Below are 19,025 nucleotides of genomic sequence, written 5' to 3' on the forward strand. Positions count from 1 at the left end.
CGAGGTCTAAATAAAAACATAGAACCTTGTATTAATGTTCAAATTAGCTAACTTTGAAACAAATCAAAACACAAAATTTCTAATGAAAAAAGTAATAGTATTATTTATGATTTCTGTATTTGTTTTGTCTTGTAAAGAAGAGAAAAAAGAAATTGTAGAACCTGTAGTTGAATCGCAAACTGAAATGGAAAAAAACTTAAGTAAATATGTTACTGTAAAACTCACATCAGATTTAAGTAAGATTACAGATAAAGAGCGTGAAATGCTTCCAATTCTTATCAAAGCAGCAAATAAAATGAATAATCTGTTTTGGTATGAGTCTTATGGTGATAAAACAGAATTATTAAATTCTATTTCTGATGCAGATACAAAAGCTTACGTTAAAATTAATTATGGTCCTTGGGATCGTTTAAATGGTAATGCTTCATTTGTAGAAGGCATTGGTGCAAAACCATTAGGAGCAAACTACTATCCAAAAGATATGACAAAGGAAGAGTTTGAAGCTGCAGACCTTGAAAATAAATCTAGTATTTACAATTTTGTACGTCGCGATGAAAACGGAAAACTATTTACAATTCCTTTTCATAAACAATTTGAAAACGAAGTTAAAGAAGTTTCTGTATTGTTACTTGAAGCTTCAAAACTAGCAGAAGATGCAGGACTCAAAAAATATCTTGAGTTGAGAGCACAAGCATTACTAGATGATAATTACCAACCTAGTGATTTAGCGTGGATGGATATGAAAACAAACACACTAGACATTGTAATTGGTCCAATAGAAACTTACGAAGATCAACTATTTGGTAATAAAGCAGCTCACGAAGGTTATGTGTTAATTAAAGATCAAGAATGGAGTAAGCGATTAGCAAAATTTAGTGCGTATTTGCCAGAGCTACAAGTAGGCTTGCCAGTTGACGAAAAGTATAAAAAAGAAACACCAGGTACAGATAGTGATCTTAATGCATACGACGTAGTGTTTTATGCTGGTGATTGTAATTCTGGAAGCAAAACTATTGCTATTAACTTACCAAATGATGAAGAAGTACAGTTGCAAAAAGGAACACGTAGACTTCAGCTTAAAAATGCAATGCAAGCTAAATTTGATAAGATTTTAGTGCCAATATCTGAGGTTTTAATTGAAGAAAGTCAACGTAAGCATATTACATTTGATGCGTTTTTTGCTAATACAATGTTTCATGAAGTAGCTCACGGACTTGGTATAAAAAACACAATTAACGGAAAAGGAACAGTAAGAACCGCACTTAAAGAGCACTCAAGCGCTTTAGAAGAAGGTAAGGCTGATATTCTTGGTTTATACATGATACAACAGCTAAATGCAAAAGGTGAGTTAAAAGAAGATCTAAAAGATAACATGGTTACATTTATGGCAGGAATTTTCCGATCTGTACGTTTTGGAGCATCATCTGCGCATGGTAAAGCCAATATGATTCGTTTTAATTTCTTTAAAGAAAAAGGCGCTTTTACAAGAAACCAAGATGGAACTTACAAAGTAAATTTTGATAAAATGGAAGACGCTATGGAAGAGTTATCTAATGTTATTTTAACACTTCAAGGTAATGGAGATTATAATGGTGTTGCTTTATTAGTTAAAGAAAAAGGAGTTATTTCACCAGAACTTCAAGCAGATTTAGATCGTTTAAGTGAAGCTAATATTCCTGTTGATGTTATTTTTGATCAAGGTGTAAAAGCTTTAGGTCTATAATCACTATATGATATTTTTATAAAAAGGCTTTGGTTTTTACTAAAGCCTTTTTTAGTTTTAATTTTATATCTTGTTACAGTAAACCTTTTTTAATGGCTTATTGGATATCCACTATAGTTACCATCTTAATTATCTATATAGCAATAAGTATAGCATTATATTATTTGCAAGATTACATGTTGTTTAAGCCAGAAAAACTACCTAAAGATTTTCAGTTTGATTACGAAAACCAAGTTACCAAAGAATATAATTTAGAAACTAGAGATGGCGCCATTATAAACGGCTTGCGTTTTTTTCCGAAAGGAGAAAGTAAAGGTGTTGTGTTATATTTAAAAGGAAACTCTAAGAGTATTAAAGGTTGGGGAAAATTTGCTGTAGACTTTACAAGACATGGTTATAATGTATTTATGGTAGATTATAGAGGCTTTGGTAAAAGTACAGGGCGGCGTTCTCAAAAAGCAATAAAAAGAGATTTGCAAGTTGTTTATAATAAAATAAAGGAGAAAACAAGCGAAAATCACATCATACTTTATGGGCGTTCATTAGGCTCTGGATTTGCTACAAAATTAGCGTCAACCAATCATCCAAAGATGCTTATTCTTGATGCGCCTTATTATAGTTTAACCAAAGTAACAGCACGTTATATGCCTTTTATGCCTTTATCGTTGCTCATTAAATATCCTTTGCCAACCTATAAATGGTTAAAGTATGTACAGTGTCCAATTCATATCATTCATGGTACTGATGATAAGTTGATTCCTTTTAAAAGTAGTGTCAAATTATCACAAATAAATCCTAAGCTTACCAAACTACATTCAGTTATTGGTGGCGGACATAAAAATTTAAATAACTACGAGTCGTATCATAAAATGTTAGATGATATACTCAATAGAGAACCAAAAACAATAGATTTAGAAAGCACAAGTATTAATGTTATACACTCTTCAAAAAAAACTAAAAAAAAGACTTAAAAAAGTACTAGCAATTCTTTTAGGGTTATACATTATGATTGGAACGTCACTCTATTTTTTACAAGAAAAACTATTGTTTTTGCCTACGGTTTTAGAGCAAGATTATGTCTATAATTTTTCACATCCATTTGAAGAATTATTTTTAAAAACAGATAGTGATGCAGTTATAAATGCAATCCATTTTAAAGTTGAAAATCCTAAAGGTGTTATTCTTTATTTTCATGGAAATGCAGGAGATTTAAGTCGTTGGGGAAAAATTACAGAGCATTTTGTTGCTAAGCAATATGATGTTTTGGTGATGGATTATAGAACTTACGGAAAAAGTATTGGTAAATTAAACGAAGCAGTTTTTTATAAAGATGCACAGTTTTGTTATAACTATTTAAAAGCACGTTATAATGAAAATGAAATTTCTGTTTATGGACGTTCTTTAGGAACAGGAATAGCTGCATTTATTGCTTCAAAAAATAAACCAAAGCAATTAATTTTGGAAACACCTTATTATAGTATTGTAGATGTAGCTAAACATCGTTTCCCTATATTTCCAGTAGCGCAATTATTAAAATATAGATTTCCTTCTAACGAATTTATTAAGGAAGTAAACTGCCCAATTTATATATTTCATGGTACAGATGATGCTGTTGTACCATATAGTTCTGGCGAAAAATTATTTAATACTATTCCTAAAGCGCAAGTAGAGTTTATAACTATTGATGGTGGTAGTCATAATAATTTAAATGCGTATGACGCTTATCACGAAACAATTAATGAGATATTAAAATAGGAAGTTTAAAATATGCCTGCTATTATAATGTATCTAGGTATTCTTCAATAAGAGAAACGCCTTCATCATGAATTATAGTTGTGCCAATAAATGGCATGCTAAACCCAGGAATTACATTAGCTATTCTAGCAGAAATTTGAAAACGTTGACTATAAATGTTAGAATCATCAAACGATGTTTCGTAGCCTAATCTTAAGCTAGATTGCAATTCGCAATAACCACCTTCAATATGGCAATGGGCACAATTAATATCTAAATACGCTCTTGTGCGTTCTTCTAAGGTATAGTTTGTGTCGTTGGTCCAATCTGGTAAAACGCTTACAGTATTTGGATCGGTAACACCATCTAGTAAATCGCTATCAATTAAGGCTTGTAATTGGTTAGTACCATTAACACTAAAGTTTAGAGTTCTTAGCTTAGGGCCAATTGGCGTTGCATTTCCGTTAATTTGATGACACGTAAAGCAGTCTGTACTTGATGGGATTTTGTAGGTAATAGTATTAGTATCACCATCTGAGTCTATCCATGTAGTAGGAACATCGCCTCCATCTGTATCTAAAACGGCATCTGTTTGACTTTCGTTCCATTTATAATTACCGAGTTCCCAATTGCCATCTTGTTTTATAAGAATTCTTGTTTCTATTATTTTTTTTCCAAGAGATTCATCTCTTTCATCTATATTATAATAAAATGTTTTAGCAATTAAAGTATTTTCAGGAAACAATGGTAAGCCATCACCATCATAAGTTAATTTTTCTCCTAAAGGAAGGACTATAAAGCGTTGTTTATGCGCATAGTCTGAAAACAGTCTTGAGTTTAAGTCATATTCAAAAGCATAAATACTAGGATTTAAATCAGCCAAATCTCCAGTAAAAAGATTCAATTCAGATAAATTAGTTCTATACTCAGCAATTACAGGATTTGGTAATGTTGTAAAGCTAAACACATCAGAACTCAAGCTTACATTACTCGCACTACAAACAACTTGTACATACACATCGTAAGTTGTGTTTGCTACTAGATTACTAAGTGTAGCTGTAGTTTCAATATCTAAAATAACAGTGCCAGTACCTAAGGCAAAACCAGAAATGCCGTATTCTAAAATATATGACGATGCATTATTAGCATCTTCCCAAGTTATATTTGCTGTTGTGTCTGTAATATCACTTGATGATATATTTGTTGCCTTTTCACATAATGCAATGGTATCATCATCGTCATTAAAACATCCAACAAGAAATATGGAAAGAATAAATATTAGGCTGAGTTTTTTCATGGTTTGGGGTTAATATAATCTTATTAATAGCGAAACGAAAGTAATAAAAAAGTTGATTTATAACATATTAAATCGATATGAAGTCTCTTTTTTGCTATAAAATTAAGCTAAACGCTCTTATTAATGAGTTTTTTTTTAAGTATACTACTAATTTAATGAATATTAATGAAGTGACGAACCTATAATTTTTTTTGTATTAATACCTGTTACAAGATGCCAGAAAAAAAGGATTTACACAACTGTAAATCCTTTATCTATATTATATGGTTTTATTTTTAACCTACAACCTCTACAATTAAGGCATCATCTGTTTTTGTTACTTTGCTAAGGCCATGTTTTGCTAAGCCTTTAATCCCTTTGTCCCAAGCTTTATTGCTTAATCCAGATTGTGCTTTAAGGTCACTTAGGTTCATGCTTTTTTGAGTTTTTAAAATCTCAAAAATGGCTTTTTCATTGTCACTCATTTCAATCTGTTTTTTCTCTGGTCGCATTTGAGGGAAAAACAATACCTCTTGAATACTCTGATTATTGGTTAAAAACATAATTAAGCGGTCCATGCCAATTCCCATTCCTGATGTAGGAGGCATTCCGTATTCTAAGGCTCTTAAAAAATCGTAATCAATAAACTCTGTAGCTTCATCGTCACCTTTAGCTGCTAATTTTAATTGGTGCTCAAAACGTTCGCGCTGATCTATTGGGTCGTTTAACTCAGAGTAGGCATTGGCTATTTCTTTTCCGCAAACCATAAGCTCAAAACGCTCAGTTAATTCTGGATTATCACGGTGCTCTTTACATAAAGGGCTCATTTCTTTTGGGTAATCTGTAATAAATGTAGGTTGTATATAATTACCTTCACATTTTTCGCCAAAAATCTCATCTATAAGTTTTCCTTTACCCATAGTATCATCAACCTCAATATGCATGTCTTTAGCTGCTTGACGAATTTCATCTTCGGTTTTATTGGTGATGTCAAATCCTGTAAAATGCTTTATAGAATCTGCCATGGTCACACGAGCATAAGGTGCTTTAAAGTCGATATTATGTTTTCCAAATGTTGCTTTTGTACTTCCGTTTACAGCCATTGCACAATGCTCTAATAGTTGCTCACAAAAAGCCATCATCCAATTGTAATCTTTGTAAGACACATAGATTTCCATAGCTGTAAACTCAGGATTGTGAGTTCTGTCCATGCCTTCATTTCTGAAGTTTTTAGAGAACTCATAAACGCCATCAAAACCACCAACGATTAATCGCTTTAAGTACAACTCATTTGCAATTCGCATATACAATGGAATATCTAAACTATTGTGATGTGTAATAAATGGTCGTGCAGCTGCGCCACCAGGAATAGGCTGTAAAATAGGTGTTTCTACTTCAAAATAGCCAGCATCATTAAAAAACTGACGCATAGCATTAAACAGTTTTGTACGTTTTATAAATACGTCTTTAACATGAGAGTTTACAACTAAATCTGCATAACGTTGTCTGTATCGTTGTTCTGGATCTGTAAAGGCATCATGGACATTGCCATCAGCATCAATTCTTGGTTGAGGTAAAGGTTTTAAAGCTTTACTAAGTAGTGTAAAATCTTTAACTTTCACTGTTTTTTCACCAACTTTAGTTGTAAATAATTCACCTTCAATACCTATAAAATCTCCTATATCAAGGAGTTTTTTATAAACATCATTATATTTACTTTTATTGTCTCCAGTACAAATTTCATCTCTATTAAAATACACCTGAATTCTACCTTCACTATCTTGTAGTTCGGCAAAACTTGCAGATCCTTGAATACGACGTGACATTAAACGTCCAGCTATAATAACCTTTTTATCGTCTTTATAATCATCTTTCACCTGTTTTGAGGTGTGATTTACTGGATAAAGATTTGCTGGATAAGGATTGATTCCTAAATCACGTAACTTACTAAGTTTGTCTCGTCTTACTAATTCTTGTTCTGAAAGCTGCATTCTAATAAATTTATTGAACTGCAAAATTACATTATTTGCTAAAATTAGAGGGCAAATTTATTGAGAATAATTGCATTGCTTATGTTGTGCTAAATAAGCTATAGAAAGCAGGTTAGATATTTTTTGAGAATTATATGTGCATTTAATATTTAAGACTTTCAATTTCTTTTACAACATCAGACAGATATGCTTTGTAACCAGCATTTATATTGAGATTACGATTTATATCTTCAAATTTTGAAAGCGCTTTGTTAAATTGAATTTTTGCTTCCTCAATATTTGATAAATTTTTATAGGCTAAACCTAAAAAGTAATAAGTGTCTGCCATGTTTCCGTTTACTTCTAGCTGCTTTATAAAGGCTTCTGTTGCTTTGTTGTATTCTTTATTATGGAAGTGTATAATACCAAGTGAATAATAATCTGATAAACCAGCATCGCTATCAGATTCATAGCTATTAAGGCAACTATTTATAATTTCAACCCCTTTTTTATAATTGCCTGTTTTGGCATAAGCCAATGCTAAAATAATTCGCATATCTTTTTCTCCACCAGGTGTAAACTGTATATATGCTTTAGGTAATGCGTAGTAAGTTTCTAAATCTTGTATACAAAGCTCATAATTTTTGTATTGCCAATACCAATATGCTCTATAGCATAAGTATTCTATGGGTTCTAACTCAATTGCTTTATTTAAAATTTGTAGACCTTCATATAGAAACCCTCTTTTAAAATAGGGTACAGATTTTTCATAATACGCCCAAGCAAATTTTGGACCTATAGCTATTGCAGAATCAAACAAAATCTGTGATTCTCTACTTCCTTGTTTGTGTTCTATAGCCTTATAACTTAATTCGCATGCTTTTCGTTCTCCACTTCCTTCTGGATAAATGAAACAATTTGTTTGAGCAAAAGAGAAAGTTATGTTAACTATAAATGTGATTAGAATTACTTTTTTCATGATTTTTGAACTTTACCATTAATTAGTTTTATACTTATAAAGCGATAACAATCATAATCTTTGCCTTCTAGTACAGCATGATTCCAGTGTTTTAGTTCTTTTGTGATAGCGAGAATGTGTTCTTCTAATTCTTTTGGACATTCTGTAAGAGAAAAGTTAGAATCAAGAATTTGCATTCTAAATCGACCGGTTTCATTTTTACAGTTAACAGCAAAACGTATAATAAAATAACCATTAAAGGATTTGTATTCTGGTTTAAATTTAAACCGTTTTAAAAGTTCACTTTCAAGTGCGCGCTCTCCGCCGGTATATGATATGCGTGATCTATTGTGTAAGACTTTTGTAGAATCGCAAAATTTAAATTTAGGATTATCTAAGTTTGGATTAAATGATGTGTCTCCTATTTGATTTTTATATTCTTTTTTTGTCTCTATAGTTTCGTTACAGTTAAATAAAAATGTAACTAGCATTAGTAAAAGTATGTTTCTCATTTGTTAGCCTATTTTAAATTTAGTTTTATTCATATTCTCGTTTCTTTTTATTCCGTTTTTCAATACTACCTTTACTAAAACGGTACGAAAAAGCTAAATGTATTGCTCTAGAACTCGGTTTTGAACTGGTGAAACGCTCAAATTCTTCGCCAAATTCTCGACCTCGATATGCTCTTGTGTTAAAAATATCTGTAACTCTAAGGCTAAGATTACCGTCATTATTAAACAGTGCATATCTTAACCCAAAATCTAAATTTTGCAACTCGCTTCTTCTTTGGTAAAGACCAACACTTGAGCCTTGATATCTCCATGAGAGGTTAGTTTTTAGCTTTTCATTAATACCAAAATCATTTCTGAAAGTAAACTGGTAGCTTCGAGAAAAATCACTAGAAAAATCTACGCTTGAGGCATTAAGACTTTCATAATTCCAATTAAAATTAAACTTACTATCTAACCACTTTATAGGCTTGTAAGTAAGTGCAATTTCTAATCCGTAAGCGTTACTGCCACTATAATTATCATAAGAGAATACTTGTACACCTGTTGGCGAGATTCGTAGATTTCTATAAATACTATTTTCCTTTTTTTGGTAAGACAAGGTAGGTGAGAACGAAAACGTATTGTTTTTATATTGATATGAAACATCTATGTTGTTGGAAAACTCAGATTCTAAATTTGGATTTCCTTCTCTAAATGTAAACTCATTGCTTTGCTGAGAAATAGGATTAATTTGATATATGCTTGGTCTTGATGTTCTTCTATTAAATCCGAGTCCAAATGTATGCGCATCGTTTTCTGAATATTTAAAATGAAGAGAAGGAAAAAGGTTAATGAAATTAGAATTAACATTTATATTCTCGGTAACAAACTTAGCATTACGATTAAAAAGTTCTAATCGTAAACCGGTTTGTACTTCAAAATGGTTTAGTTTAAAATGTGTTAAAGCATAAAATGCGTGGGTTGCATATTTATAGTTATAATTATCTTCAGAAGTTTCAGCATCAATTAACTGTCTTTGATTATCCAGTTTACGGGTATGCCAAAGATAACCCGTTTCTAATTTTATAGTTTCATTGAGTTGATTAACATTATCTAAGGCTAAATCTGTTGTTTGTATTTTGTTTTTAGTAATATTATCTATAGCATTAATATTCGGAAAGAAAAGCCCAGTTAGGGTGTTTTTGTTATTAGTTATTTGCGCGTCTATTTCAAAGAAATTACCTTCTTTTTCAAAATTATGCCTGTAGTTTCCGTTAGCTCTGAACGTACGATGTATATGCTTGTTAAATATATTTTGTTGTAAAGTTGAATTAATATCTGTAATAAATCCTTCAATATCTGAGCTATGCGTGTTGTCTGAATACTGAGCAGCCCAAGATAGTTCATTATGCTTATTTAGAAACCAATCTAAACCTGCGTTAATACGGTAAACATCACCTTTATAATCACTTTTACTTTTTTCTAAATACGGGAAAGTACCAAATCGCTGTCTTTCATATTTTGAGTTTGATTTATTTTTTCTATAGCTAACTCCTAAAATATAACTAACTTTTTTCTTTCCATAGCCTAGAGATGAGCTTCCAGAAAAAGCACCCAAAGAATTTACTGCTAAATTATTTGATATGGTAATACCAGTTTTTAATTTCTTTTTAGTAATAATATTTAATATTCCTGTTAATCCATCACTTCTGTATTTAGCAGATGGAGAAGTAATAATCTCTATAGTTTTTATTTCGCTAGCAGAAATTTGTGTTAATAGTTCTGCATTGCCTAATGGAGATGGCTTTCCGTTAACAAGTATTTGCACATTTTCATTTCCACGAAGTGAAATACTACCATTTTCATCAGCATTTATTTCTGAGAGCTGACTTAAAACTGTTGCGGCGCTTCCTCCACTAGATAAAATATCTTTGCCTACATTAATTATTTTCTTGTCTATTAACTGTTGTACAGAAGTTTTTTCGGCAATAACAGTTACTTCATCAAGTTGTAATTCGTCAGTAAGAAGTGTAATGTTTTTGGTTAAATCTTTATTTAAGTCAATAGGATTTGTATATGTTTTATAGCCAATAAAATTAACTTGAAGTATATAATTTCCTTTTTCTGAGTTTAATTCATAAAAGCCATTTTCATTAGTGCTTACTCCAGTAATAAAAGCATCTTCAGAATTTTTTAAAATTATAGTTGCATAAGGTATTGGTCTATCTGTATGTTCATCATATACAAATCCATCAAGTTTGACTTGTGCATAAATAGGACTTATTAATAATACGCATACAATAATCTTAAAAACCTTTTTTTGTTTTAGATTTCTCATAAAAATATTGATGAATTTTGATGTGATTATTACTTTAAGCTTAGTGAAGCCAAAAATTTAGTTGTTGATATGTCGGTTTTTGAATTATAGCGAGAATTTAATTAGATTTTATTGCTGTTAGATTCTCTTTAAGGTCTTCGTTTTCTGGAAACTTTTTAATAGCTTTTTTCATCACTTTAATAGCTTTTCCTTTTTTACCATTAACACCTAAAGTATTAGCTAAGCTTATGTAAGTTCTTGGGTTGTCAGGAAACAGCTTAGTATTTAGTTTAAAAACTTCAATGGCTTCATTGTTTCTATTAGTTGAATAAAGTATACGGCCATAGGTGTTTAACTCAAACATGTTTTTTGTTTTTCCTTTAAAGTTTTCTACCAAAAGTTTACTTTGTTTTTTTAATCCTTTTATACCTTTGTTTTCTAATATTGAATTGACTTTAGCAACAATTTGATAGTTAGATTTATAGCTGTTTATAGTTAAAATGTTTAAGATGTCTTTTTCAAGAGTTTCAACAGGTTCTTCTACAATTCGGTTAACTTCTTTTCCGTCTTTATAAAAAATAAATGTTGGCACACGATGAATGTTTAGACCAGCTTCTTCATGGTTTGGGCTTTGCTTGTACATATTTGACTTTCTACTCAAAGCTATAGCTGTAATCTGGTCTACTGGAAAGTTTGAAGCTTCTAATATTTTGTAAAATCTTGGGACTTCTCGCTTGCTATCTCCACACCAAGTGCCCATAAATAGTTTGATTTTAAAATCGCCTATTAAAGGAGTAATGCTTTTAATATTGGCTTCATCTAGTTTGTAAGCATCATGATTTTTAAAAAACCATGATTTATAATTGTTAGATGTTAACCCATTTTTATCAATCTTACCTAATAAAAATGGCTTTTCTCCTTCTGTTGCTATCTCAGTATTTATGGATTGTGCTTGACTAAATATGGAGCAACACAAAACAAGACATAATAATGCTAAATGTTTCATGACTGATTTATTTTGTAGTGTTTTTAGCTAAGACTTTACCTTTTATTTTAAGCACTTTTTTGCTTTCAAAGGCATTTGACATAACAGTAATTGATTTAGTAAAAGGACCAACTCTATTTGTAGCGTATTTAATTTTAATCTCACCAGATTGCCCAGGAAGAATAGGTTGTTTAGGGTAGGTCGGGACAGTACAACCACATGTGGTTTTAACTTTAGAAATTACGATTGGTGCTCTTCCACGATTTTCGAACTTAAATACACGTTCGCCATTTGCATTTTGGGCTATTGTTCCATAATTAATTTCTTCTTCTTCAAAAGAAAATACACCAACATCAGTAGTATTGGCTAGGTCTTGAGCATAAATAAAACTCGAAATAAAAATAAAAGCAATACATAGTACAACCTCGTTTAATGAGTTGTTTTTGATTTGATTTGTAAATTGATACATAATGTTTGTTTTTTGATTAATGAGATTACAAACATGATGATAACAGCTTAAAAACCTAGGCTATTTAGGGTTGGAAATGAGTACTAGTACTTAGGTTGAATTTTTTAACTATTTGTTAAACAGCGATTTAACTTCGTCTCTAGATTGCACGTTTAACTTTTTGTAGATGTTGTTAACGTGTGTTTTTACTGTGCTAACACTTACAAAAAGTGCCTCGGCAATGTCTTTATTGGTTTTGCTGTCAAGTAAAAGGTTAAGAATATTTTGTTCTTGTTTGGTAAGTTGCTCTTTTACAACACTAAGTTTTTTAGATTTTTGCTTTTTAATAGATAACCAAAAATAGAGATTGCCTAAAACAGAAAGTACTAAAAGCAAAATAAGTACATAATGCCAAGGTATATTAGCGTCTTTAGTAGTTGTTGAAATAATATATTTATCTGAGGTTAATTCTGCCTCGTATTGCTTTGTATATAAAGCATCAGGATATGTTTCTTTTAATCTAATAAGAAGGTTGTTGTAATAAGGATTATTTTTTAAATCCTCTAAATAGTATTCGTGTAAACTATTGCTGCGATCAGACAAAAACGAATATATATAAAGCTCTGCAATAGGTTCATTGAGATTCTTGCCATAATCCTGAAGTGTTTTAAACCATTTTTTATTATTTAGCTTACGATTTGCTTCACTTCGGTATTCACTATATGCAAACCTCATGTCTTCTTTAAGCGAGTCTATTTTTATAAATGCCGAAGTTTTTGGGTTGGTAGATTGAATGCTGCAAAACATTTCGTCTTCAAAAGATAAAGGGAATTGAATAGAGTCGTTTCCTTTTGCAATAAACAAGATTTCCTTACTGTCATTACAATGACCTTCAAAATGATTTGAACCCTGACTATATGTAGAGCAGTTGTCTACATGGATTTTGTAAATTTTGTTAGTAGGATTTAATTGATTTCCAGAAAATTGAAAAAAACCAGTAGAGTCGGTAGAAACTTTAGAGATAATTTGTTCATCATAAATGCTAGATATCTTTCTGTAATCTTCAATTACAGATAGATAAACTTCATTCTGCCAACGATCATTATCGATATTGCCATTAAATACATGCTGAGCATTTAGCGTGTTAGATAGTAGTACTAAACTAAATATGAGAGTAATTATTCGCATTGCACTAAACTACTATAATTTCTTTTAATAGAAAATAGATTTTATACTGTGGTAAATGTAACAAAAGCGTATTAATCACGTCGAACAGTTACAACTTCCCGATTTCTCGGGAATGACAGCCTAAAAGGTTTTCAAAAGCAAAGCTTTTTAAGTTTTTTTTAATCAATCATTAAATTAATCGCCATGAGTTTTTGGAGAGTTTTATTAGCCATCTTTTTTCCGCCACTATCAGTAATAGGTAAAGGTTGCGGCTCTATTTTAATCGTCTTTTTATTGTGGCTTTGTGGCTGGGTTCCTGGTGTAATTGCTGCTTTAGTTATCCTCAACAATCCTGAGAGATAAATTGTATCTTTGTATCTTAATTTTAAATATTTAAAATGAAAAAATTTGTTTTTTTACTTGTTACAGCATGCTTTTTTATGAGCTGTAACTTTACTGAAGAAATTACTTTTAATGAAGATGGCTCTGGAGAGTTTGTTATGACTTATGATTTATCTGAAGTGATGACAAAGATGAAAGAAATGGGAATGGATAACTCAAAAGAAGATAAAGAGCCTCAAAAGATGGACAGCATTCTGTATTTTAAAGATCTTTTAAGAGAAAAAGCAGATAGTATTTCAACACTTCCTAAAGAAGAGCAAGAACGATTAAAATCTCTTGAAGCACTTGTGATGAAAATGCGTATGGATGAAGAAACAGGTGTGTTTGATTTAGGTATTGGATCGTCATTTAATAGTTTAGAAGAATTACCAGAAGTATTAGCAAAGCTTGATGAAGCTAAAAAAATAAACTCTAAAGATAGTCCGCAGTTTTCTAAAATGGATGATAGTGCTATTTCTAGAGCAACTGAGAATGCTCTAGAAATGGTAGATTTTAAGTTTGACGGAAAAATATTTTCTAGACAGCTAACTAAAAATATAGAACGCTCTGAAGAAGATTTAAAAGCTTTAAACGAAGAAATGTCTCAAATGGGTGAAGCTAAAGATATGTTTCAAACTATGAGTTATACATTGGTTTACAAATTTCCTAAAGCAATAAAATCGGTTTCTAATAAAAATGCTGAAATTAGTAAAGATGGAAAAACAGTTAAGTTAAAAATGAACTTAATAGATATGGTGAAATCACCTGAGTTAATGAATTTAGATGTTGTTTTAGAAGATTGAATTACACGTGAATAAAACTGTAAACGTTAGAGATTTAGGGCTTAAAGACTATAAAGATACTTGGGATTATCAAGAGCAAGTCTTTAAAAGTATTGTAGACACTAAAATCAAGAATAGGAGAGAAGATGCTAATTTAGATACGTCTAATTATTTTTTCTTTGTTGAACATCCACACGTCTATACTTTAGGTAAAAGTGGCGATATGTCTAATTTATTGCTTAATGAAGACCAGCTGACTCAAAAAGGAGCAACATTTTATAAAGTTAATAGAGGTGGAGATATCACTTATCACGGACCAGGACAAATTGTAGGCTATCCAATATTAGATTTAGATAATTTTTTTACAGACATTCATAAGTACCTTCGTTTATTAGAAGAAATGATTATTCTCACTTTAGCCGAGTATGGTTTAAAAACGGAGCGTAGCTCAGGAGAAACAGGTGTTTGGTTAGATGTAGGCACACCATTTGCACGTAAGATTTGTGCAATGGGCGTTAGAGCAAGTCGTTGGGTCACTATGCATGGATTTGCACTTAATGTAAATGCAGATTTAGGATATTTTGATAACATGATTCCTTGTGGTATACGCGGTAAAGCTGTAACATCTCTAAACGTAGAATTAGGAATAGATAAGGTAGACGAAGCCGAAGTAAAGTCTAAATTGCTCAAGCATTTTAAAGTGCTTTTTGAAGCAGAACTAAGTAAGTCTTAGTTACTGCTTTTCTAGTACTAGTGTTTTCTTTTCGCCTGATGCTTTTAAAAGTACAAGGTTTAAAGTATTTTGGGATTTAAAAATTGATGGTCTATTTATTAAATGACAAAGATTTGTGTCTGTATAATCAACGCCATTAATTTCAATAATTTGGTCGCCATAACTCATATCTTTTTTTAGTTCTTCGTCCCAAACAATACCTACGGCAAGCTTATTATCGATTAAGGTAGGATTAAATCCATATTGTTTTTCTTGTAAATCTACTGCTTTATAAAAAGGCTCGTAAAAAAAACGCTTATTCTTAAAATCTATAGTCATGTTTCCGTGGTTTAAAAGCTCGGTTCCAATTCTTGAATTTTTAGAATTTGTAGTTTCTACTGTAGCATTTTTAAATAAAAAGTTATTAATAGTTACCTCAGGAATTTTAACTCTATGGTATTTGCTTTTTTCTTCAGATCCAAAGAGTCCAGTTCCCATGCTTCCTTGGCCTTCTGTACTCTCACTAATTACATTTTTGGTTTTAAAGATATTAAAATTTGTATTAGATAAGTCGTAAAAACCTTTCATTCCGGTGTCAATTAAAACATGCTCTTTTGCATTTTTTTTGCCATCAATATGTATCCAAATAAAAGGCTTGCCTTGATTGCCAATAAGGGTAAGTTTACTCGAATGTTTCTTGTTTAATTCTAGCTTTCTTTTACTGTTAGTTAACTTTATTATTTTTTGTTTTGGTAGGATTTGAAGTATAGAATTACGAAGCATATTACTACCAATAAAACCATCAATTTTAAAGCAATCAAAAACAATATTTGGTGCGTTTTTATTTACTAGAGTAGGCGTATTTTTAAAAGAAACACCACCAATTTTTAATAGAGGAAGTTCAACCAGGTCAAGCTTTTGTTTTTTGCCATTTGCATCACCAACATTTATTGAAGTTTTGCGTTTTGTTTTAATGGTTTCTCGCAGTTGACCAGAAATAATATTAGGCGCTCCAGTATCTAATAAAAAACGATAGGTTTTGTTTTCAATTTCTACAGGAATAATAATTTTATCGTTTACATATTCGTAAGCAATTTCGGTATAATAATTTTTATCTGAAGTGCCTTTACTTAGTTTTTGACTAAAACCTGTTACTGAAGAAAAAAGGAAAGTTATGAGGATTAAAAGCCTATATGAATTATTCATTGTATAGTAATTTTACACAAGCTAAATTCGACTATTTATTTGATAAACTCAAATTAGCCTTCTTCATTAAAAAATACTTTGTAGTAATGCATTTTCTTTTCTTCGTCGTAACCACGTTCTAGATACTCAGCAGAAGCATCTGGCGCATCAACATCTAGTTTTATTTGAATGTTTGTATCTAGTTTTATTTCGGTTTTAATTTTTTGTTTTTGCTTTTTTAATACTAATTCTGATACATCAAATTGGTTTCTAATAACGATGTTGTGGTCATTCTCGTAGGTTTTTTTATAGTCTTCAAATAATTGTATGGTATCTTCTTTCTCAAAGATTTCTTCCTTAAAGGTTTCTACATTTACAATTTCATTTTCTTTAAAAAAGTCTACAGTTTTAGCTAAGAAATTGCTTTGCTCTTGACCACCAAATTGCGGTTGCATTACTTCTTTTGAGAACTCTCTGCACATCTCAATATAGTTCTTGGTATGTTGGTTTGAGTCGTCTGGATATTTTACATTTAAAAAGCTTTTAATCCAATATTGTGCATCATAGTTATTATGGTCTACACTCAATACAATTTTACCTTCGCCATCTGCCGCATTTAAAATTAGACAGCCTTTATCTACCTTTTTTGTAGCTATTCCTTTTTGTGTAATAATATCGTAACTATTGTTTTCTAAATAGGTTTGAAAAAAATGTGATTTATTTTCAATTTTAAAAATCCCAATAGCATCTGTAGAATAGTCTTCGTATTGTATATCATGAAATATGCAGATAATAACATCGCCTGTTTTTATTTGAGCCGAATTTGATTGTTCAAATAAGTGATTCACGATGTGTTTTGAAATGTCTACAAATTGAGAGTCATCATCGAGTAATTGAGTTGCGTAACTGTTAATTTCGTTGAGTTCTATATTTGCATGATGATTAAATCTATAGTTTTCGGCAACGCTACCAAATGGTCTAAGCAAATATGGTAGCATGAGATCATAACTAGCTTCATCAAAGTCTAAAGCTTGCTCAGAAAAAGCGTTTTTAGTGCTATTAAATTTGTTTCCTACTTTATGTAATATGCATTTAGAAATGGATGCTTTTGTACGTTTAATCATGCTATAAATTTTGAGATGCAATACTACTGAAATTTTTAATGAAGCGTAAACAAAAACGCCAAAGAAAACTTTGGCGCTTCATAAAAGACTGAGGACTTTCGATTTGGTTATCGTTATATTTTAATAAACTCTACGCGTCTGTTTTGCGCTTTGCCATTAGATGTTGCATTGTCACCAACAGGAACGCTTTCTCCTTTTCCATCGGTTTGTAATCTGTCACCAGAAATTTTATAAACATTAATTAAGGCTTGCTTAACAGCTTCGGCTCTTGATTTTGAAAGTTTCATATTAGCATCATCAGAACCATCTGAATCTGTATGACCAACTATGTTAAGCTTTATGTTTTCATCTTGCATTAACACTTGAGAAATCTGGCGAATAATACCATAAGATTGTGGTTTAATGTTTGCTGAGCCAGAATCAAATAAAATACCGTTGGTTGAGATTCTACCGTCAGTAATTAATTTGCGTCTTAAGTCTAAACCACCTTCAGCTATTTTAAGGTTACGTATAAAAATGCGGTCTTTACCATCTTTAAGTCCATAGAGATTAAATTTAAGATGTGTTATAGCTTTATTTGGAGCTATTAGTTGCGGAATGTCGATATACTTGGTTTGATTTACCCAAAGCCTAAAACGACGCTTATTGACAGCAATAGAAATATGTGGTTTGTTAATAACATCATTTCTAATATCTGATTGTAGTTGACTATTAATTATAACTGCTCCATTAACTTTGTTTGAGATGCCAATAGCAAAGGCACCATACTGCCCAAATGGTAAAGAAGCGGTTGCAGAATTTGCTCCAGCTCTAAAAGTGTCGTTCTCATCTAATACAATATTTAATCTTGCAGTAGATGATGTTTTTTTATCGAGCCCAGAAGTAAGTATATCAAACTCTATTGTATAGTCTTCAGGTAAGGCTTCAGCTAAAAGAGGAATATATTGAATGTTATAACCAGCTTTCATTTCAAACCATTTGCCATCAACTGTATTCATTTTTACAACTTCACCAGCACCATTGGTATTCCATTTACTTGGGAAATCACCAATAAAATCTTGAGAGAAATCATCAAAATATAGTAGTTTGTCTCCAGGAACAAAATCAAATTTGCTATAAACTTCTAAATCATCAGAAACGTTAGAGTCTTCAACTTCATTAGCCTGATTGTTGTCGTCATTGCCTGATGAAGAACTATCTGTACTTTCAGAAGAGTCTGATTCATCTTCTTTGTCTTTATCGTGCTCACGTTGACCAAGTAGTAACTCTTTTGCAGTTTTAATACTGTATTTAAGTGCTTTTTTTGCTTTGTTAATTTGTAGTGTTGCTTTGCCTTGTTTTAAAATGCTTACGCCTTCTAAATCTGCAAGAATATCTGGAGCACTTTCACTTATAATGGTTAGCTCATCAAGCACGTCTTCAAGCACATCTATGTCTTCGTCGTCTAAAGGTGTTCCTGCTGCTGCATAACCATCATATTTATATACTTTGTCATATAAATCAAAAGATTCTCGAACAAAATTATCGACGCTAGAAATCCCAACGGTGCTTTTTGGTCTTTTAATTTTTTTAGTTTGAGCTTGGGTTTTTGTTGAAGTTAGAATAAAAAAGGAGCAAAATAGTAGGAGTAGCGTATTGCTTTTAGATAATTTCATTTTAATGTAAAGTGTTGATTAATAGCATTCTTAAATATAAGAATTTGTATTGAGTTAAAAAAAACATTTGTATAACTAGTTGCTCTTTTTGTGTAAATAGAAACAAAAAGTAAACAT

Annotated in this window: 17 protein-coding genes; 6 read left to right on the plus strand and 11 right to left on the minus strand. The window is 31.1% G+C overall.

Going from position 1 to position 19,025, the window contains the following annotated elements:
• Positions 1-82 precede the first annotated feature (82 nt).
• The 3 genes from BXY80_RS12010 to BXY80_RS12020 all read left to right on the plus strand — a co-directional run bounded on the left by BXY80_RS12010 (position 83) and on the right by BXY80_RS12020 (position 3,478).
• Complete coding sequence (locus BXY80_RS12010; protein WP_120202318.1) at positions 83-1,723, plus strand: dipeptidyl-peptidase 3 family protein; 1,641 nt, start codon at positions 83-85, stop codon at positions 1,721-1,723.
• A 92-nt stretch (positions 1,724-1,815) separates the two neighbouring features.
• Entirely contained in the window at positions 1,816-2,694 is an 879-nt protein-coding gene (locus BXY80_RS12015) for an alpha/beta hydrolase (RefSeq protein WP_120202264.1), read from the plus strand.
• Entirely contained in the window at positions 2,654-3,478 is an 825-nt protein-coding gene (locus BXY80_RS12020; RefSeq protein WP_120202266.1) for an alpha/beta hydrolase, read from the plus strand. Before BXY80_RS12015 ends, BXY80_RS12020 begins: the two co-directional genes overlap by 41 nt.
• Before the next feature lie 22 nt (positions 3,479-3,500).
• On the opposite strand, the gene BXY80_RS12025 is transcribed toward BXY80_RS12020, so the two are convergent.
• From BXY80_RS12025 to BXY80_RS12060, 8 genes are all read right to left on the minus strand, one after another.
• Complete coding sequence (locus BXY80_RS12025) at positions 3,501-4,754, minus strand: fibronectin type III domain-containing protein (protein WP_120202268.1); 1,254 nt, start codon at positions 4,752-4,754, stop codon at positions 3,501-3,503.
• A gap of 275 nt (positions 4,755-5,029) precedes the next feature.
• Positions 5,030-6,724 carry a lysine--tRNA ligase gene (gene lysS / locus BXY80_RS12030; RefSeq protein ID WP_120202270.1) on the minus strand — a complete coding sequence of 565 codons (1,695 nt, stop codon included), beginning with the start codon at positions 6,722-6,724 and terminating at the stop codon, positions 5,030-5,032.
• Positions 6,725-6,866: 142 nt separating this feature from the next.
• Complete coding sequence (locus BXY80_RS12035; RefSeq protein WP_120202272.1) at positions 6,867-7,682, minus strand: tetratricopeptide repeat protein; 816 nt, start codon at positions 7,680-7,682, stop codon at positions 6,867-6,869.
• On the minus strand, positions 7,679-8,173 hold the full coding sequence (locus BXY80_RS12040) for a hypothetical protein (RefSeq protein ID WP_147376131.1): 495 nt from the start codon (positions 8,171-8,173) through the stop codon (positions 7,679-7,681). The genes BXY80_RS12035 and BXY80_RS12040 overlap by 4 nt, the downstream gene beginning before the upstream one ends.
• Before the next feature lie 25 nt (positions 8,174-8,198).
• Complete coding sequence (locus tag BXY80_RS12045; RefSeq protein ID WP_120202276.1) at positions 8,199-10,490, minus strand: TonB-dependent receptor domain-containing protein; 2,292 nt, start codon at positions 10,488-10,490, stop codon at positions 8,199-8,201.
• 97 nt (positions 10,491-10,587) lie between these two features.
• Positions 10,588-11,475 carry a thioredoxin family protein gene (locus tag BXY80_RS14020; RefSeq protein ID WP_211328353.1) on the minus strand — a complete coding sequence of 296 codons (888 nt, stop codon included), beginning with the start codon at positions 11,473-11,475 and terminating at the stop codon, positions 10,588-10,590.
• A gap of 7 nt (positions 11,476-11,482) precedes the next feature.
• A complete protein-coding gene (locus BXY80_RS12055; RefSeq protein ID WP_120202278.1) occupies positions 11,483-11,923 on the minus strand; it encodes a DUF1573 domain-containing protein in 441 nt (146 codons plus the stop codon).
• Between the two features lie 108 nt (positions 11,924-12,031).
• Positions 12,032-13,090 (minus strand): response regulator transcription factor, encoded by a 1,059-nt coding sequence (locus BXY80_RS12060; protein ID WP_120202280.1) that lies wholly within the window; start codon positions 13,088-13,090, stop codon positions 12,032-12,034.
• 183 nt (positions 13,091-13,273) lie between these two features.
• Here BXY80_RS12060 and BXY80_RS12065 point away from each other — a divergent pair, with 183 nt between their 5' ends.
• Genes BXY80_RS12065 through lipB form a run of 3 tightly spaced genes read left to right on the plus strand, consistent with a single transcriptional unit; the run spans position 13,274 to position 14,965 of the window.
• Positions 13,274-13,432 carry a YqaE/Pmp3 family membrane protein gene (locus tag BXY80_RS12065; RefSeq protein WP_120202282.1) on the plus strand — a complete coding sequence of 53 codons (159 nt, stop codon included), beginning with the start codon at positions 13,274-13,276 and terminating at the stop codon, positions 13,430-13,432.
• A 35-nt stretch (positions 13,433-13,467) separates the two neighbouring features.
• Positions 13,468-14,253, plus strand: coding sequence for a hypothetical protein (locus BXY80_RS12070; RefSeq protein ID WP_120202284.1), 786 nt, complete (start codon positions 13,468-13,470; stop codon positions 14,251-14,253).
• A 7-nt stretch (positions 14,254-14,260) separates the two neighbouring features.
• Positions 14,261-14,965, plus strand: a complete 705-nt coding sequence (gene lipB, locus BXY80_RS12075) for a lipoyl(octanoyl) transferase LipB (RefSeq protein ID WP_120202286.1) — start codon at positions 14,261-14,263, stop codon at positions 14,963-14,965.
• Here lipB and BXY80_RS12080 read toward each other — a convergent pair whose 3' ends face one another.
• The 3 genes from BXY80_RS12080 to BXY80_RS12090 form a co-directional block, all read right to left on the minus strand.
• On the minus strand, positions 14,966-16,150 hold the full coding sequence (locus BXY80_RS12080) for a retropepsin-like aspartic protease (protein WP_120202288.1): 1,185 nt from the start codon (positions 16,148-16,150) through the stop codon (positions 14,966-14,968). It abuts the gene before it with no gap.
• 53 nt (positions 16,151-16,203) lie between these two features.
• Positions 16,204-17,253, minus strand: coding sequence for a nucleoid-associated protein (locus tag BXY80_RS12085; RefSeq protein ID WP_120202289.1), 1,050 nt, complete (start codon positions 17,251-17,253; stop codon positions 16,204-16,206).
• A gap of 113 nt (positions 17,254-17,366) precedes the next feature.
• Complete coding sequence (locus BXY80_RS12090) at positions 17,367-18,908, minus strand: OmpA family protein (protein WP_120202291.1); 1,542 nt, start codon at positions 18,906-18,908, stop codon at positions 17,367-17,369.
• Between the last annotated feature and the right edge of the window lie 117 nt (positions 18,909-19,025).

This window comes from Ichthyenterobacterium magnum (assembly GCF_003610635.1).
GTDB classification, from domain to species: Bacteria; Bacteroidota; Bacteroidia; order Flavobacteriales; family Flavobacteriaceae; genus Ichthyenterobacterium; species Ichthyenterobacterium magnum.

Bases quoted from the DNA above. Each gene is read 5' to 3' on its own strand.
- BXY80_RS12045 (WP_120202276.1), bottom strand. From the start codon at position 10,490: ATGAGAAATCTAAAACAAAAAAAGGTTTTTAAGATTATTGTATGCGTA.
- BXY80_RS12065 (WP_120202282.1), top strand. From the start codon at position 13,274: ATGAGTTTTTGGAGAGTTTTATTAGCCATCTTTTTTCCGCCACTATCA.
- BXY80_RS12010 (WP_120202318.1), top strand. From the start codon at position 83: ATGAAAAAAGTAATAGTATTATTTATGATTTCTGTATTTGTTTTGTCT.
- BXY80_RS12020 (WP_120202266.1), top strand. From the start codon at position 2,654: ATGTTATACACTCTTCAAAAAAAACTAAAAAAAAGACTTAAAAAAGTA.
- BXY80_RS14020 (WP_211328353.1), bottom strand. From the start codon at position 11,475: ATGAAACATTTAGCATTATTATGTCTTGTTTTGTGTTGCTCCATATTT.
- BXY80_RS12055 (WP_120202278.1), bottom strand. From the start codon at position 11,923: ATGTATCAATTTACAAATCAAATCAAAAACAACTCATTAAACGAGGTT.
- BXY80_RS12070 (WP_120202284.1), top strand. From the start codon at position 13,468: ATGAAAAAATTTGTTTTTTTACTTGTTACAGCATGCTTTTTTATGAGC.
- BXY80_RS12025 (WP_120202268.1), bottom strand. From the start codon at position 4,754: ATGAAAAAACTCAGCCTAATATTTATTCTTTCCATATTTCTTGTTGGA.
- BXY80_RS12060 (WP_120202280.1), bottom strand. From the start codon at position 13,090: ATGCGAATAATTACTCTCATATTTAGTTTAGTACTACTATCTAACACG.
- BXY80_RS12035 (WP_120202272.1), bottom strand. From the start codon at position 7,682: ATGAAAAAAGTAATTCTAATCACATTTATAGTTAACATAACTTTCTCT.
- lysS (WP_120202270.1), bottom strand. From the start codon at position 6,724: ATGCAGCTTTCAGAACAAGAATTAGTAAGACGAGACAAACTTAGTAAG.
- BXY80_RS12015 (WP_120202264.1), top strand. From the start codon at position 1,816: ATGGCTTATTGGATATCCACTATAGTTACCATCTTAATTATCTATATA.
- BXY80_RS12085 (WP_120202289.1), bottom strand. From the start codon at position 17,253: ATGATTAAACGTACAAAAGCATCCATTTCTAAATGCATATTACATAAA.
- BXY80_RS12080 (WP_120202288.1), bottom strand. From the start codon at position 16,150: ATGAATAATTCATATAGGCTTTTAATCCTCATAACTTTCCTTTTTTCT.
- BXY80_RS12040 (WP_147376131.1), bottom strand. From the start codon at position 8,173: ATGAGAAACATACTTTTACTAATGCTAGTTACATTTTTATTTAACTGT.
- BXY80_RS12090 (WP_120202291.1), bottom strand. From the start codon at position 18,908: ATGAAATTATCTAAAAGCAATACGCTACTCCTACTATTTTGCTCCTTT.